Source organism: Nocardia sp. NPDC005978 (genome assembly GCF_040614455.1).
Taxonomy (GTDB): Bacteria; Actinomycetota; Actinomycetes; order Mycobacteriales; family Mycobacteriaceae; genus Nocardia.
Window position 1 is genome coordinate 14,449 of the sequence record NZ_JBEXUS010000099.1, and the last position, 15,470, is coordinate 29,918.

Annotated in this window: 14 protein-coding genes; 8 read left to right on the forward strand and 6 right to left on the reverse strand. The window is 68.7% G+C overall.

Features of this window, described 5'->3' with window-relative positions; translation table 11 throughout:
* The first annotated feature begins 150 nt into the window (after positions 1-150).
* On the forward strand, positions 151-1,530 hold the full coding sequence (locus ABZ319_RS31720; protein WP_354990208.1) for an FAD-binding oxidoreductase: 1,380 nt from the start codon (positions 151-153) through the stop codon (positions 1,528-1,530).
* A 121-nt stretch (positions 1,531-1,651) separates the two neighbouring features.
* On the opposite strand, the gene ABZ319_RS31725 is transcribed toward ABZ319_RS31720, so the two are convergent.
* Positions 1,652-4,429 (reverse strand): LuxR C-terminal-related transcriptional regulator, encoded by a 2,778-nt coding sequence (locus ABZ319_RS31725; RefSeq protein ID WP_354990209.1) that lies wholly within the window; start codon positions 4,427-4,429, stop codon positions 1,652-1,654.
* A gap of 301 nt (positions 4,430-4,730) precedes the next feature.
* Between ABZ319_RS31725 and ABZ319_RS31730 the strand changes: the two genes are divergently transcribed.
* On the forward strand, positions 4,731-5,165 hold the full coding sequence (locus tag ABZ319_RS31730; RefSeq protein ID WP_354990210.1) for a YdeI/OmpD-associated family protein: 435 nt from the start codon (positions 4,731-4,733) through the stop codon (positions 5,163-5,165).
* Positions 5,166-5,370: 205 nt separating this feature from the next.
* Positions 5,371-6,138: a 2-phosphosulfolactate phosphatase gene (locus tag ABZ319_RS31735; RefSeq protein WP_354990211.1), complete on the forward strand. Its 768-nt coding sequence runs from the start codon at positions 5,371-5,373 to the stop codon at positions 6,136-6,138.
* 119 nt (positions 6,139-6,257) lie between these two features.
* Here ABZ319_RS31735 and ABZ319_RS31740 read toward each other — a convergent pair whose 3' ends face one another.
* The 3 genes from ABZ319_RS31740 to ABZ319_RS31750 all read right to left on the reverse strand — a co-directional run bounded on the left by ABZ319_RS31740 (position 6,258) and on the right by ABZ319_RS31750 (position 8,491).
* The gene (locus ABZ319_RS31740) at positions 6,258-7,541 is read right to left on the reverse strand and encodes a DUF6596 domain-containing protein (protein ID WP_354990212.1); all 1,284 of its coding nucleotides are present in this window, start codon (positions 7,539-7,541) and stop codon (positions 6,258-6,260) included.
* Positions 7,541-7,960 (reverse strand): YciI family protein, encoded by a 420-nt coding sequence (locus ABZ319_RS31745; protein WP_354990213.1) that lies wholly within the window; start codon positions 7,958-7,960, stop codon positions 7,541-7,543. Before ABZ319_RS31745 ends, ABZ319_RS31740 begins: the two co-directional genes overlap by 1 nt.
* A 177-nt stretch (positions 7,961-8,137) precedes the next feature.
* The gene (locus ABZ319_RS31750) at positions 8,138-8,491 is read right to left on the reverse strand and encodes a VOC family protein (protein ID WP_354990214.1); all 354 of its coding nucleotides are present in this window, start codon (positions 8,489-8,491) and stop codon (positions 8,138-8,140) included.
* A gap of 135 nt (positions 8,492-8,626) precedes the next feature.
* Between ABZ319_RS31750 and ABZ319_RS31755 the strand changes: the two genes are divergently transcribed.
* A complete protein-coding gene (locus ABZ319_RS31755) occupies positions 8,627-9,016 on the forward strand; it encodes a DUF4870 domain-containing protein (protein ID WP_354990215.1) in 390 nt (129 codons plus the stop codon).
* Positions 9,017-9,397: 381 nt separating this feature from the next.
* Here ABZ319_RS31755 and ABZ319_RS31760 read toward each other — a convergent pair whose 3' ends face one another.
* Positions 9,398-11,542 carry an MMPL family transporter gene (locus ABZ319_RS31760; protein ID WP_354990216.1) on the reverse strand — a complete coding sequence of 715 codons (2,145 nt, stop codon included), beginning with the start codon at positions 11,540-11,542 and terminating at the stop codon, positions 9,398-9,400.
* Between the two features lie 28 nt (positions 11,543-11,570).
* Complete coding sequence (locus tag ABZ319_RS31765) at positions 11,571-11,924, reverse strand: hypothetical protein (RefSeq protein ID WP_354990217.1); 354 nt, start codon at positions 11,922-11,924, stop codon at positions 11,571-11,573.
* A 442-nt stretch (positions 11,925-12,366) separates the two neighbouring features.
* Here ABZ319_RS31765 and ABZ319_RS31770 point away from each other — a divergent pair, with 442 nt between their 5' ends.
* The 4 genes from ABZ319_RS31770 to ABZ319_RS31785 all read left to right on the forward strand — a co-directional run.
* Complete coding sequence (locus tag ABZ319_RS31770) at positions 12,367-12,522, forward strand: hypothetical protein (RefSeq protein ID WP_354990218.1); 156 nt, start codon at positions 12,367-12,369, stop codon at positions 12,520-12,522.
* A 136-nt stretch (positions 12,523-12,658) separates the two neighbouring features.
* The gene (locus tag ABZ319_RS31775) at positions 12,659-13,573 is read left to right on the forward strand and encodes an ABC transporter permease (protein ID WP_354990219.1); all 915 of its coding nucleotides are present in this window, start codon (positions 12,659-12,661) and stop codon (positions 13,571-13,573) included.
* Between the two features lies 1 nt (position 13,574).
* On the forward strand, positions 13,575-14,435 hold the full coding sequence (locus ABZ319_RS31780) for an ABC transporter permease (RefSeq protein ID WP_354990220.1): 861 nt from the start codon (positions 13,575-13,577) through the stop codon (positions 14,433-14,435).
* A 3-nt stretch (positions 14,436-14,438) separates the two neighbouring features.
* Positions 14,439-15,470 (forward strand): MlaD family protein (locus tag ABZ319_RS31785; RefSeq protein ID WP_354990221.1); only part of this gene is annotated, 1,032 nt, incomplete at its 3' end.

Below are 15,470 nucleotides of genomic sequence, written 5' to 3' on the forward strand. Positions count from 1 at the left end.
TGGAACCCTATGAATGGTCGCGTCCCAGATGGGTCGAAAGTTCACCCGGCAAGTAGGTGAGATCCGGGATCCGGCACGGTTTCGACGTCCTGGCGGCGCGTTGCGGCGCGCGGCTACCGTGGCGGGGTGAATGCCAATCAAGGGGGATCGATGATGGAACGACGGACGCTGTCCGGGTGGGGTCGTACGGCATCGTCTGTAGCGCAGGTACTTTGCACGCCGGATGTCGATATCGTGGCTCGAGCCGTTCGTACCGCAGGGTCACGCGGAGTCATCGCCCGCGGCCTTGGCCGCAGCTACGGCGATCCCGCCCAGAACGCGGGTGGTCTGGTCATCGACATGACGGCCTTCGATCGAATCCACGACGTCGATCCCGACACCGGGGTTGTCGACGCCGACGCCGGGGTGAGTCTCGATGCGCTGATGAAAGCCGGTCTGCCCCGAGGGCTGTGGGTGCCGGTCCTGCCCGGCACCCGTCAGGTCACCATCGGCGGAGCGATCGCCTCCGACATCCACGGCAAGAACCATCACTCGCACGGCAGCTTCGGCAACCATGTGCGCTCGATGGACCTGCTCACCGCCGACGGAACGATACGGACTCTGACTCCCGACGGACCGGATGCGGAACTGTTCTGGGCCACCGTCGGTGGAATGGGCCTGACCGGCATCATCGTGCGTGCTCGAATTCGTATGAAGCACACCGAGACCGCGTACTTCATCGTTGACAACGACCGCACCGACAACCTCGAACAGACCATGGAGCTGCTGACCGGCGGCTCCGACGACGGCTACGAGTACTCGATGTCGGTTCCGGACACGATCAGTATCGACTCCAGACTCGGTCGTGCCGGATTCAGCCGCGAGTCGCTGGCCACCCTGGATCAGTTGCCGCCCAAACTGCGCCGCAATCCGCTCAAATTCGATGCGCCGCAACTGCTTACCGTGCCGGACATCTTCCCCAACGGCATGGTGAACAACCTGACGACTCGCATCGCAGCCGAGGCCGCACACCGGGTGTATCCGCGCCGAGCACGGGGGCGTATCCAGAACCTCACGCAGTTCTATCACCCACTGGATCTGCTGGGCGAATGGAACCGCGCCTACGGTCGCCGAGGATTCCTGCAGTACCAGTTCTCCATGCCGTTCGGCGCCGAACAACAGCTGGCTGCCACCGTGCGAGCGATCGCGCACTCCGGGCACCGGTCGTTCCTGAATGTTTTCAAGCGCATGGGCCCCGCCAACGACGCACCACTGTCGTGGCCGCATCCGGGCTACATGCTCAGCCTCGATTTCCCGCTCGCGCCGGGACTGGCCGAGTTCTGTACTCGCCTCGACCAGCGTGTCCAGGACGCCGGTGGCCGACTGTATTTCGCCAAGGACTCTCGAACGACACCTGAGATGGTCCGCGCCATGTATCCACGTCTGGACGAATGGCGGCGCACCCGCGAAACTGTCGATCCCGAAGGCGTGTTCGTCTCCGACCTGTCCCGGCGCCTGCACCTCATCGGTGACGAGATCGCGGTTCGCTGAGGCGGTGGTGGGTGGTCCCCGTGGCCGCCCACCTCCCTCGATGGTGTGTTCCGTCGTTGACCCGATGCCAGCGGAAGGGGCATTCGACGGCGTCGAGGGGTTGGTGCGCCATGTGAGGGGATCAGGACCGGGACTCGAGGGTTCGGGTTCGGGTCGATTGGTAGGGGCAGTGGGCGTGGTCGAACTCCGACGCGAGGGCGGGGAGGCGGGTGGGGGCGGCGTCCAGGAGGGCCGCGGCGCGTTCCACGATCGGGGCGGCTATCGGGTTGCCGGACACCGTGGTTCGGGCGGCGGCGACGTAGGTGGGCGCGTCCGGGTGGCCGGCGAGGACCGCCGCCTCGGCGCGCAGGGCCACGTACCAGTGGCGCCAGATCCAGATTGCGCGCTCGTCGGGGGAATCCTGTTCGATGGGTAATTGCGCCAGCGCCGCGGCATTCTCACCGCGATCGAGCAGCACGATCGCCTCGAACACCGAGCGATAGGCGGACTGCTGCGCGCCGGTGCCGCCGAGCGCGTCCACGATCGCGAGCCAGTCGCCGCGCGCGGCATCGTCGCCGCGCAGGCCGTGTGCCATCGCGACCGCCGCGGCGGCGGGAGCCAGGCCGGGGGAGTGCGGGCGGCCCGACAGCTCCCACGCGTCCAGGAATCGTCCACTGCCGGTGAGTACTTCGTCGAGGTTGCCCGCCAGCGCCTCCGCCACCAGCAGCGCGGCCGTGGCGACATCACCACGCTCGGCCAGCAGCGGCAGATCGTGCAACTGTTCGGCCCAGCGCCGCGAAGCCGCCAGATCGCCGACGCCGATGGCGATCTCGGCCGCCTCGGACAGCGCGTTGACATGTTCGAGGGAACTGGCGGGCGAGAGCGGCATGGCGGACAGCAGCGCCACCCGCCGCTGGGTGGTGCCGGCGGTGGCGAAGATGTCCCCGGCCCAGCACTGCGCCGCGGCGAGCGCGTCCAGTGCGGCGCTGCGCGCGAGCGGGTCGCGGGTGCGGTCGGCCAGATCCACCGCGTGCTCGGCGCGGGTGAGCGCTTCGGAGGCAAGCCCTTCCGACCCGCGCTCGGGGTCGTGCTCGGGTGCGTCGGCCTCGACGTCGGCATGCGCGAGTACCCCGCACTCGGCCAGCGCGACGGCGGCCAGCGCGGCGGGATCGCTCCCGGCCAGTGCGCGCGCCTCGTTCAACAGCGCCGCGGCCTCGCTCACCGAGACCGGCTGGGCGAACGTATCCGCCATCCGGAAGACGGTGATCGCGGCGGTGGCCAGATCCCGTGCCGCAGCGGCCGAATCACCCGCGCCGGACGCGATCGCGGCGGCCGCGCGGTGCAGGCGATACATGTCCTCGCCGCGCAGTCGGCACCCGGCGACTTCGGCAGCACGTCGCAGGGTCGCGGCGGCGGCGCTCGAGTCCGCGGTCAGCGCGGCCGCCTGTTCGTAGCGCCGCTGCGATTCGCCGATCAGATTCCGGTCGAAAGTCAACCGCGCCAGTGAAACAGCGAGATCGAACGCCTCGTCCCGCCGTTCGGGAAGCGCGGCCACCCAGGCCAGTGCCGCGCGCATGTCGTCGGCGATCACATCGAACGCCGAATGCCGCTCCCGCACCGGGCGTTCGGTGTCGGCGAGCAGCTCGCGGGCAGCGCTCGCACACCAATTCACATGCCGCGCAAGGGTGTCCTCGAGTTCACCGGCCGACACGAGTTCCTCGCGCTCGTACTGGCGAATCGTCTCCAGCGCCCGATAGCGGGTCCCGCGCGGGGACCGCACCACCGTCAGCAGGCTCTGTTCGGTGAGCCGGGCCAGCCCGTCGGCGACCGCGATCGCGTCCAGCTCCGCCGAACCCGCCACCGCCATGGCATCCACGGCGGTGAACGGCGCGACGAACACCGAGATGCGCCGCAGCACACGGCGATCCTCGCCGGTCAGCAGCGCCTGGCTCCAATCCAGCATGGCCCGCACGGACTGATGCCGTTCGTCGGCCCGCCGCCCGCCGACCAGCAGCCGCAGCGGATCCGCGAGGCTCGCCCCGAGCCCGTCCAGCCCGAGGGTGGGCAGCCGGGCGGCCGCGAGCTCGATGGCCAGCGCCAGCCCGTCGAGCCGGCCGCAGATCTCCCGCACCCGATCCAGCTGCTCGGCGTCCACCGGCCAGCCCAGGGCCGCGGCCCGATCCAGGAACAGGGCGACCGCATCCGCGCCATCGTCCCCGAGCGACAGCGGCGGCACCGTGAAAACCTGCTCGAACGGCACCATCAGCCGGGCCCGGCTGGTTGCCAGCACCGTCACGTTCGGGCAGTTCGCGAGCAGGTATTCGATGAACGGCGCCACCCCGTCGCGCAGATGCTCGCAATTGTCGAGCACCAGCAGCACCCGGCGGTCGCCGAGGGTGGCCGACACCGACTCCTCGAGACCGCGCCCCTGCTGCTCGGCGAGCCCGAGCGCCCGCGCCACCGCGGCCCCGGCCATCGCCGGATCGGTGACCGGCACCAGATCCACGAACCATGCGCCACCGGTGAATTCGCCGGACAGGTCGGCGGCGACGGCCAACGCCAGGCGCGTCTTGCCGACCCCGCCGGGACCCAGCGCCGTCACGTGCCGATGAGCCCGCACCGCCTCGCGCAATTCGGTGCGCTCGCGGGAACGGCCGACGAACGAGGTCAGCGGCGCGGGCAGCACGGCGGCGGGCGCCCCGCTCGCCTGCGACCGGTCCAGCTCGGCGGCCCGTTCGGCCAGCGCGCGCCGATCCGCCACCCCGACCTTGCGCAGCAGCGACGACACGTGGGTCTCCACGGTGCGCACCGAGATGAACAACTGTGCGGCGATCTCGGCATTGCTGCGGTATCGCCCGACCAGGGCGAGCACCTCGGCCTCACGATCCGAGATCCCGGCGGCCAGCTTCGACTTCGACACGTCCACATTCTCACGCACGGCCGTTTCGGTTGCGCGGGAAGTCCTGCGTGCGGCACTCCGTGGCGCGTTCGGTGGTCACCACGGATGTCGCGGGGTTGCTGCGGAAATACCGTAGGACCCATACCGACCGGCGGCTGGAGCTTCAGCGGCCGGGAACCCACCGGAAGCAGCGGCTCCGCCGCACCGAGGTTCGCGACGGCGTGGCATATGCCGGGTCCGTCCCGATCACGGCGATGATCTCGAGGTGGGGAGCGCGAGCCGGACGAGCCGGTTCCGCCGTGAGTCACCAGGGAGAGCGCACATGAAGTTTCGATCCCACGTCGAGCCGCCCGAACCCATGCGCGGCCTGGAAGTTCCGGCCGAGGTGGTGACGGCGCTCGGCGAGGGCGCACGGCCGCCGGTCACGATCACCATCAACGGGCATTCGTGGCGGAGCCGCATCGCTTTGATGCGCGGTCGCCACCTGATCGGGTTGAGTAGGGCGAATCGCGAGGCGGCAGGGGTCGACATCGGGGAAGAAATCGAGGTCGAGGTGGAACTGGACACCGAGCCCCGCGAGGTCGTCGAACCCGAGGACTTCGCGGCCGCGCTGAATGCGGACGCCAAGGCGCGCGCCGCCTACGACAAGCTTTCGCACAGCCGAAAGCGCGTGCATGTCCTGGCGATCGAGGGCGCGAAGAAGCCCGAGACCCGGCAGCGGCGTATCGAGAAGGCGATCGCCGAACTGCGCGGCTGAGGAGGGTTCGAGCGCTCGATTCCCCCCGCACACGGTCGGCCGGTGACTCGGGGTGGGTTTGCGGCGTCCGGTGTATCGCCCAGGAGCGGTGAATGCCGCACTGCCGGTTCGTATTCGGTCCACTGGCGGGTGCTGCCGTTCGGCGAACCGGGTCGATTTCTGACACACTGGCCAGCTGGGTTCGAGGCGAGTCGAAGGGGCGGGGATGACCGAGGTTCCGGAGTGGGCGAAGCAGCTGCCGACGGGGATTCGAATCGATTGGGGACTGGCGGGCGCGCGGGCGCTCGGCCCGGGCAGCGCCGCCGTCGTCGTCGTGGACGTGCTTTCCTTCACCACATCGGTGTCGGTCATGGTCGAGGCCGGAACCCGGGTCCTGCCCTACCCGTGGCGCGACGGCGACGCGGCCGCGTTCGCCGCCGAGCAGAACGCGGAACTGGCCGTGGGGCGTAGCGCCGTCTCCGAACAGCAACCCTGGTCGCTCTCGCCGGCCGCCCTGCGCCGAGCCCCCGCCCCCGAGCGACTGGTCCTGCCCTCGCCGAACGGTTCCGCTATTTGCGCTGCCGTGACCGGGATTCCGGTGCTCGCCGCCTGCCTGCGCAACGCTTCGGCGGTCGCCGAGTGGATCGCCGCCCGGGGCTGGGGTACCGAAGAGAACCCGGTGGCGGTGATCGCCGCCGGGGAACACTGGCCGGGCACCGGCGTCATCCGGCCCGCGGTGGAGGACTGGCTCGGCGCGGCCGCGGTCATCAGCGTGCTCGCCGACCTCGTCCCGGGCGGGCTCTCACCGGAAGCCGTTGTCGCCAAAGCGAGTTACGACGGCCTCGCCGACGTCCCCGCGCTGATCCACGACTGTGCCTCCGGCCGCGAACTCACCTCGAAGGGCTTCGGCGGTGACGTAGCCGTCGCGGCCGAAGTCGAAGGGAGCAAGGTGGTTCCGCTCCTGGTCGACGGAGCGTTCGTCGACGCCGCATAACCGGCGACGCCACGGGAGCGGGCTCCTGGTAGCGTCGCCCGGTCGCGGACCGTGAGCTCAGCACCGAGGTATCGGAAAACTGTTGCGCGCGAACAGGTTCGGGTCTCGGCGTGGCGTATCTACAGATTCGCGAGTTTCTTGGCCAGCACCGACTTCTCCCGCTCGTTGCCGCACAGCGCAATCGCCTCGCTCAGCGCGTCCCGAGCCTCGGCGGTCCGGCCGAGACGGGTGAGCAGCTCGCCGCGCACGCTCGGCAGCAGGTGCGAATTCGCCAGTGCCCCCGCGGCTGTCAGGCCGTCGACGATCGGCAGGGCGGCGGCGGGGCCGCTCGCCATCGACACCGCCACGGCGCGATTGAGTTCCACCACCGGCGAGGGCGCGAGCCTGCCCAGCGCCTCGTAGAGCACGACCACTCGTTCCCAGTCCGTCGCCTCGACCGACGGTGCGACGGCGTGGCATTCGGCGATCGCGGCCTGCAGGCCGTACGCCCCGAGACCGCGGCCCACCTCGGCCGCCTTGGTCAGCGCGGCCCGCCCGCGCAGGATCGCCGAGCGGTCCCAGCGGCGGCGATCCTGCTGTTCGAGCAGCACCGGCTCGCCGTCGGGACCCGTACGAGCCGGGAACCGGGCGGCGGTGAGCTCGAGCAGGGCGAGCAACCCGTACACCTCGGCCTCGGCGGGCATGAGGCGGGCCAGCACCCGGGCGAGCCGCACCGCCTCGCCGGCCAGGTCGGTGCGGATCAGATCGCCGCCGGCACTGGCCGACGAGCCCTCGGTGAAGATCAGGTAGATGACGCCGAGCACCGACCCGAGCCGGGCCGGGCGCTCGGCCGCGGGCGGCACCTCGAACGCGACCTCGGCCGCGCCGAGTGTCTTCTTGGCCCGCGTGATTCGCGCCTGCACCGTCGCGGTCGGCACCAGGCACGCCTTGGCGATCTCGTCACTGGTCAGACCGCCGACCACCCGGAGCGTCAGCGCCAGGCGAGCCTCGCGCGAGAGCACCGGGTGGCAGGAGATGAACATCAGGGCGAGCACGTCGTCGTCGATCTGATCGGGATCCCACAGCACCTGGGCGTCCGGCGGCGCGGGCTCGGCGGGCGCGCCACCGGTCAGCGCACCACCCTCGCCGAGTGCGCCCGCCATGGTGCTGTACCGATCGTCGAGGGCGGCACGGCGCCGGAACGCGTCGATCGCGCGGCGCCGGCCGACCGTGAGCAACCACCCGGCCGGCTGCCGCGGCACGCCTTCGCGCGGCCACGTCACCAGCGCCTCGGCCAGCGCTTCCTGCGCCAGATCCTCGGCCATCGCGAAGTCGCCGGTGTAGCGGGCCAGCGCGCCGACGATCCGCGCGGATTCGATGCGCCAGACCGCGGCGACGGCTTCCCGGCCGGTGGGGTGCGTCATCAGAGCTGGCCGGTGGCCTCGCGCCAGGCGCGTTCCTTCTTGATCCACTCGTTGTCCTGCGGGAACTCGTCGATGGAGGTGACGCGGCGTATCTCGGTCTTGACGCCGGGGCCGGTCAGCGGCATCCGCTTGGCCCATTCGACGGCTTCTTCCTTGGACGCCACATTCAGGATGTAGTAGCCGCCGAAGAGTTCCTTGGTCTCGCCGTAGGGACCGTCGGTGACCACGGGGGTCTCCGAGGCGTAGTCGACGACCACCGTCTGGGCGGCGTCCTCGAGACCCTCGGCCGCGACCAGGATTCCGGCGCGGATCAGCTCGTCGTTGAACTTGCCCATGGTCTCGAGGATCTCGTCGAAGTCGTACTTCTCCATCGCGGCCCAGGCGTCGTCGGTCGCTCGCATGATCAGCATGTACTTCATGGTTCGTCTCCTGGAGTAGGTGTCGGTCTTGCTTACATCCCTAGGTCGAACGGGTGGTGTCGAAGATCGACAAGTCGCCGAAACTTTTTTCGACGAGTTTTTCGCGCAGGGTCGGCGCGGGCCCGCCGATCGATATTCTGCCTGCTCGCGCGGGCTTCGATGATTGTTTACGGGCCGTCAGCGGTGGTGGGCGAGCACGTTGATCACGGTGCCGCCGGGGTCTTCGACGAAAAAGCGCCGCACGCCCCACGGTTCGTCGGTGAGCGGGTAGACGATCTTCGCGCCGTGGCGCAGGGCTTCGGCGTGCGCGGCGTCGACGAGGGCGGGGTCGCCGAGGTCGATGCCGAAGCGCGGGGTCGGGGTCTCGGTTCCGGGCGCCAGGACGATGAGCTGGGCCGCGGGGTTTCCGGGGGCGCGGAAGCCGAGGACGGGCGCTTGCATGGCGACCTCGAGGCCGAAGACGCCGGAGTAGAAGTCCGCGAAGGCTTCCGGGTCGTCACCGTCGATGTAGGGGTGGATGCGTTCGATCATCCGATGATCTTGACCGGTGGCGCGGCGCGAGCGCTTGTACGAATCGGAACGGATTGGTACCAGCGCACTCCCGTTAACTGCGGTTTCCCCGAAAGTTGGTATCGGTAGGCGCGTCGCGCCGCGTCTACTTACCGCATGACATCTTCTCAGTACCCCACGAACTCCACCGGCCTCGACAAGAAGACCAGCGCGATCCTGTCCTACGCGCTGGGCTGGCTCACCGGAGTCATCTTCCTCTTCGTGGGCAAGAACGACCCCGACGTGAAGTTCCATGCCGCGCAGTCGGTCGTCTTCTTCGGCGCGGTCTCGGTCCTCAACATCGTCCTGAGCATCCTGGGCTCCCTGCTCGGCGCGCTGGGCATCATCTTCAGCCTGGCCGGCCTGGCCCTGAGCCTGCTGACCCTGGTCGTCTGGATCCTGGCGATGGTGCAGGCCAACAAGACCGGCGGCGCCCGCGCCGAGCTCCCCCTGCTCGGCAAGTTCGTCGCCCCCTATGCCGACCAACTGGCCAACTCGGTCAAGTAGCCCCCATCCGGAGCCCCCGGCAGGATTCCGCCGCAGCCGCCGGCACGCATGCCCGGCGGCCCGAGACCCGAAGACCAACGGCCCGAGATGATCTCGGGCCGTTGGTGTTTCCGGGTGTGACCTCGGATTCGGTCCAGGCCGTGTCGAGTGATCCGCGTTGTCCCCGGCCCGCTCGTGGGGTGACGCCGGTGGACGCGCCGATGGTCGCCGAGACGGCCCGCGGTCCGGCGCATCAAGTGGGCACTCGGCCGGGCAGCGGGCCGCCTCGTGGCTGTGCGAATCCCGGTGGGGTACTCATCGGGGTTCGCGCGCCGGGCTTAGACTAGTAGTGTCTGAGACAATCTGCAACCGGTGGCTGGGGTTGGGCACCCGGGTTCTCCGCTAGACCGCGGCGGGGCCGATCCGATCGTGCAGGCGCTTCGCCCACCCCGGCGCCCACCAGCATCGGTCGCCGAGCAGCGTCATGGTCGCGGGTACCAGCAGCATGCGAATCACGGTGGCGTCCAGAACGAGTGCGAGAATCATGCCGTACGCGACGTACTTCATCAGCACCAGATCCGAGAGGCCGAACGCGCCGGTCACCATGATCAGTACCAGCGCCGCGGCGGTGATGATGCCGCCGGTGTGTGCGGTGCCGTGGCGAATCGACTCGGTGGTGGACGCGCCCTTCGCCCGCGCTTCGGCCATCCGCGACATCAGGAAGATCTCGTAGTCGGTGGAGAGCCCGAAGATGATCGCGATGATGACCACCAGCACCGGGAAACTCAGCGGCTGCGGGGTGAAGTTCAGGACGCCGGCCCCGTGCCCGTCGTAGAAGACGAACGACAGGAAGCCCAGCGTCGCGGTCAAACTCAGGGCGCTCACCAGCACCGCCTTGATCGGCAGCACGAACGACCCGAAGGCCAGGAACATCAAAGCGAACGAGGCGAGCGCCAGAATCGCCAGCAGCCACGGCAGCCGATCGATGACCCCGTGTATCGAATCACGTTCGAGCACCGGCAATCCCGTCACGTACAGGCGTACCCCGTCCGGTGGGGAGATCCCGCGCAGGGTGGCGATCACCTCGTCCGCGGCACGCGGATCGGCCAGCCCCGCGGCGTAGACCTTGACGTTCACCCCGTTCTCGGCGACGCCGTTGGAGAAGGGCTTCTCGAATTCACCGGTGAGCCCGGGGGTTCGGTTCGCCACCGCGACGATCGCCCCGAGGGTGGCGCGATCGGCACCCGCGATCACCAGCTTGATCGGGGACACCCGCTCGGTGGGGAACCTCGCATCGAAATCCTGCTGCGCCGAACGGGTCTCGTTGCCCGGCGGCAGATACTTCTCGGTGAGCCCGGCGTATTCCGCGTGCAGGAACGGCAGAATCATGGCCAGCAGCGCCAGCATGACCGGGTAGGCCAGTAACGCCGGCCTGTGCATGGCCCAGCGCGCCAGTCGCGACCAGAACGAGGCGTCGACCTGCGCGAGAGTCCCGATACGGGAGAAGCGTTTCAGGCCGAACGCGTCCACCCGCGCGCCGAGCACCGCGAGCATCGCCGGTAGCACCGTGATCGACAGCAGCGCGGCCAGCCCCACCGCGGTCAGCGCGCCCAGCGCCACCGAGCGCAGAAAGGTCATGGGAAAGATCAGCACGCCCGCGACGCAGACCACGATGATGGTCGCCGAGAACACGATGGTGCGCCCGGCGGTCGACACCGCCACGCGCACCGCCGCATCGGTGTCGCTACCCAGCGCGAGCTCCTCGCGGAACCGGCTCACCATGAACAGCCCGTAGTCGATCGCCAGGCCCAATCCGATGAGCGAGATGACGGCATCGGCGAACTGATGCACCGGCATGACCCCGGTGAGCAGCTTCATCACGCCCCAGGAGCCGACAACCGTGAGCCCGCCGACGATCAGCGGCAGCGCGGCCGCGACCACCCCGCCGAACACGAAGAACAGCACGACGGCCACCAGCGGCAGGGCGATCAGATGCATGCGCTCGATATCGGCCTGCATGGTGAGCCCGACCGCGTCGGCCACGGGCACCCGCCCGGCGACGCGCACCTCGAGCCCCGGGATGGCGAGTTCGTGCCGGATGCGGTGGAAGTTCTCGACACTGTCCTGATCGCCGCTGCCCCGCAGGCCGATGCTCAGGAACGCGGTGGTCGCCCCGGCGTCCAGGAACCGGCTCTTGCCCAGGCTGCCGTTCCAGTACCCGCTGACATCCTTTATCTCGCTGCGGAATTCGGTCAGCAGCCGCTGGGTCAGCGCGCGCCCGGCCGCCTCGATGTCCGGATCGGTGACGCGCGTGCCGGCCGGGGCCGTGTAGAGCGCGATGACATCGCCGTCGAAATCGCGGCCGAACACCTCGTCGGCCAACTCGGTTCCGGCGACCGACTCGCTGTTGTCGTCGAAGAAGCCCTGCGCGGTCAGCGAGTCCTGGTAGCCGAGCCCGTACGCGCCCGAAATGCCCATGAGCGCGATGAATCCGGCGATGACCGTGTATCTGGCGCGGTAGGTCCAGCGCCCCAGGCGGTGAAACATCTCCCCGGTCCCCGAGTCGAACCCGTGGTCAGCAGGCGGGCGACCGGTAGTCGGTCTGGGCCAGGATCCCGCAGATCTCGTTCACCGGAATCTTCCACTCCCCGTTCGCCGGAACCAGATTCAGCGGCGCCGACCGGCGATTGCCGTTGCCGTCCTTGTCCAGCCAGAACTCGGCCTCGAGCACGTCGCCGTTGAGCACGATCGATCCATCGACCACGCCGAACGTGGCATTCGGGTTCTCCGACATGGCTTTTCGGAGCTCGGGCAGGTCTTGGCGGAACTTGTCCCCACCCTGCACGATCGACAGTCGCTGATCATCGGAGACCTGATGGCCCCCGCCGAACAGGTCCTGCAGTTTGGCGTCCAGCTGCGCGGCGGTCATCGGGGCCGGCAGAGTCGCGCCGGTACCGGTACCGGTCGCGGTCGTGCCGGTCGGGGCGACGGTAATGGTGACGTCGCTGCTGCGGATGTTCCCGGATCCGCAGCCCATAAGTGTCATAGACAGTGCGAGGGCTGCGATTGCCAGTGAAACTGGCTTTGCCCGATGGATTTTCATGTCCCCTCCAACTGATAACCACCGCAACTTGCGCCTGGGTGGGTCTTGGGCCACCGTATGCTAGCAACTGTCTCAGTCGATATGCGCGAATTCTCGAGGAGTGGCCGGTCACGGTCGCCACGGCCACCGCTCCACGCCCGGCGGGCCCGCGCGAGTCGATTCCACCCCGGCTCCCGGACGCCGCGGCCTATGCCGCCGTCCCGAGTACGGCAATGTCGCCGTTCGGCAACGGGAGTGCCCCCCATTGCGGCTGGTTCGGGGTGACGGGGTGTCGGCGCTCTGGGCGGTTGTCGTCGCGCGGGCCGACGGCTGGTCCGGGGCCGGCTTCGGTTTGTCGATCAAGCTGACTCAGAGTGCATTGATCGCCACATTCGGTGGCGACGAACCGCTCGAACAGCTGATATTCGAATGGTGGCAGCCCTAGCGTCTACCGAATATCGCAATTCGCGGACAGCGCTGTGCGCTTCGAGTAGATTGTCTCAGACGGTGCGGCGGGGAGGGTCACCAATGCGAATACATGCTGGCCGAGTAGGGCCGAAATGAATGCGATGCCGGTTGACATGAGCAAGACCGAAAACGACGTAGACGAAGCGAACCCGCTGTCCGGCGAGCCGGACGACGATCTCGGCTGGACGCCGGAGAAACAGCTGCCGCCCGTGCTGCGCCCGGCGGTGCGGCTGGTCCTGTGGGCCTGGAACACCCTGATCGGTTCGATCGGCACCTTCGGCCGCCTCGTGGTGCTGAGCGCCGATTCGATCTACGGCCTCGTGCACGACGTGGTGAAACTGCGGCATCCCTGGCGCGAGACGCTCACCCAGGCGTGGTTCATGATGAGCGTCTCGGGCTGGCCCGCGATCCTGATCTCGGTACCGCTGGGCGCGATCGTGCAGATCCAGGCGGGCTCGCTCGCCGCGCAGGTCGGCGCGACCTCGCAGGCCGGCGCGGCCGGTGGCCTGGGCGTGATTCGCCAGGCGGCACCGATGATTTCGGGCATCCTGATGGGCGGCGCGGTGGGCGCGGCGGTCGCCGCGGATCTGGGCGCGCGCAAGATCCGCGAGGAAATCGACGCGATCCGCACCCTCGGCATCAACCCCAATCACCGGCTGGTCGCCCCGCGCCTGGCCGCCATGTTCATCGTGGGCCCGCTCATGTGCGTGCTCGTGGTGTTCGTCGGCATGGCCACCATCTATTCGATGACCCTGGTGCAGGGCGGGGTGGCGGGGGCGTTCTTCAACTCGTTCGCGGCCTTCGCGAACACCACCGATCTGGTGATCGCCATCATCAAGACCGTCATCTTCGGAATCCTGGTGGTGCTGGTGGCCAGTCAGCGCGGCTTCGAAGCCTCCGGCGGCCCCAAGGGCGTGGCCGACTGCGTGAACGCCACCGTCGTGCTCGGGGTCATGATCACCTTCGCCGCGAACGTGCTCATCACCCAGTTGCTGACCATCTGGTTCCCGGAAAACCTGGGGTTCTGACATGGTGCTGCCATCGAAATACCGTGCGTGGGGCGAACGTTCGATCCATCGGGCCGGCAACTCCATCACGCCGCTGGTCGGCCTCGGGCATCAATTCGCCTTCGCCTACCAGGTTCTGCGCGCGGTCCCGCGCACCGTGCGGCGCTACCGCCGCCAGATCGGCGTCGTGTTCATGGACATCGGCTGGGGTAACGGCCGCGTCATCGTCGGCGGCGGCACGGTCGGCGTCGTGGTGTTCATGGGCCTGATGACCGGCGCGGCGATCGGCATCGAGGCATTCCGGCTGCTGGACATGCTCGCCATGGGTCCGCTCACCGGCTTCGTCTCCTCGTTCGCCAACACCCGGGAACTGGCCCCGATCATCGCCGCCATCGCCTTCGCCGCGCAGGCGGGCTGCCGCATCACCGCCGAGATCGGTTCCATGCGCATCTCCGAGGAGATCGACGCGCTGGAAGCGACAGCGGTGGAACCGATTCCGTTCGTGGTGACCACCCGCGTCATCGCCGGCGTGCTCATCGTGGTGCCGGTCTACCTGGCCTCGCTGGCGGCCAGCTACTTCGCGACGGCGTTCTTCATCAAGGTGATCCACGGCCAGGCCGGGGGCACCTACGACCACTACTTCCAAGCGTTCCTGGCTCCGAAGGACATCTTCCTCTCGCTGTTCAAAGCGGTGGTCTTCGTCATCGTGGTCATCCTGGTGCACTCGTACTACGGCTTCTACGCCTCGGGCGGGCCCGAAGGGGTGGGTGTGGCCTCCGGCCGCGCCATTCGCGCCAGCCTCGTTCTCATCATCGTGCTCGATCTGATGCTCACCACCGCGCTGTGGGGCATGTTCGTCAGCGATATTCGAATTACGGGATAGCCCATGGGAATCGCCAAATATCAGGCCATCAACGGGCGCGGACCCGCCGCCTGGCAGCTCCTGCTCACCGGCATCGCCGGAGCGGTCGTGCTGACCCTGGTGTCGGTGCTGTTCACGACCTACGCCAAGGGCGGCTTCGCGGAGAAGTTCATACTCAACATCGAGGCGCAGCAGGTCGGCGAGGGCATCGTCGCCGGCGCGGACGTCAAGATGGACGGGTTGCGGATCGGCTCGGTCACCCGGGTCGAAAGTCGTGGCGCCGAAAGCCAATTCGTGCAACTGGCGCTCGAACCGGAGAACGCGAGATTCCTCGCCGACAATGTGCGAGCCCGCTTCGTGTCCTCCAACACCCTCGGGATGACCGCGCTCGAGCTGTTCTACCTCGGCGCCCGGGGCGCCCCGCTCGCCGACGGCGCGACGATCACCCTGCCCGGGGACTCCCAGACGGTGACCGTCACGACGGTGATCCGCATGGTCGGCGAACAGATCGGGAAGATCGACGCCTCGCCCGCCGAGCGCATCGGCCAGGTGCTGTCGTTCGAGGGCAGCGCCGACGGCATCGGCAAGATGATCGCCACGGCCATCGACATCGGGCGGATGAAGGTCGGGGACCAGATGCTGGTCGGCCTCGATCCGCGCGGTGGCCTGCGCGAGGGCGCGCGGCTGAGTCAGGATCTGGTGCAGGTCTCGCGCGGTGCGCTGGAAGTCTTTCGCGCACAGTCCGATCGGATCGCCTTCCTCACCGATCGGCACGACGACCTCGAGGCCATCGTGCTGCTGATCGGCCAGGTGATCGGTGACGCCATCCGCATCTTCCCGCAGCCCGGCTTCACCCAGGTCATCGACGCCCTGCTCAGCGTGCTGCACCCCATCGCCGGCGCGACCGGCGGGCTCACCGACTTCTATACGCGCCTGCCCCAGCTGCTCGACCGGATCGACAAATCCTTCGTCGCCAATCCCGATGGGACCGTGTCGCTTCGGCTGCAACTGCTGCTGGCGGGCCTGCCCTACCTCGGCGGCGACCCGGCCCGGGTC

Coding starts and splice junctions, on each gene's coding strand:
- ABZ319_RS31720 (WP_354990208.1), top strand. CDS start 151: ATGATGGAACGACGGACGCTGTCCGGGTGGGGTCGTACGGCATCGTCT.
- ABZ319_RS31730 (WP_354990210.1), top strand. CDS start 4,731: ATGAAGTTTCGATCCCACGTCGAGCCGCCCGAACCCATGCGCGGCCTG.
- ABZ319_RS31735 (WP_354990211.1), top strand. CDS start 5,371: ATGACCGAGGTTCCGGAGTGGGCGAAGCAGCTGCCGACGGGGATTCGA.
- ABZ319_RS31740 (WP_354990212.1), bottom strand. CDS start 7,541: ATGACGCACCCCACCGGCCGGGAAGCCGTCGCCGCGGTCTGGCGCATC.
- ABZ319_RS31745 (WP_354990213.1), bottom strand. CDS start 7,960: ATGAAGTACATGCTGATCATGCGAGCGACCGACGACGCCTGGGCCGCG.
- ABZ319_RS31750 (WP_354990214.1), bottom strand. CDS start 8,491: ATGATCGAACGCATCCACCCCTACATCGACGGTGACGACCCGGAAGCC.
- ABZ319_RS31755 (WP_354990215.1), top strand. CDS start 8,627: ATGACATCTTCTCAGTACCCCACGAACTCCACCGGCCTCGACAAGAAG.
- ABZ319_RS31760 (WP_354990216.1), bottom strand. CDS start 11,542: ATGTTTCACCGCCTGGGGCGCTGGACCTACCGCGCCAGATACACGGTC.
- ABZ319_RS31765 (WP_354990217.1), bottom strand. CDS start 11,924: ATGACCGCCGCGCAGCTGGACGCCAAACTGCAGGACCTGTTCGGCGGG.
- ABZ319_RS31775 (WP_354990219.1), top strand. CDS start 12,659: ATGAGCAAGACCGAAAACGACGTAGACGAAGCGAACCCGCTGTCCGGC.
- ABZ319_RS31780 (WP_354990220.1), top strand. CDS start 13,575: ATGGTGCTGCCATCGAAATACCGTGCGTGGGGCGAACGTTCGATCCAT.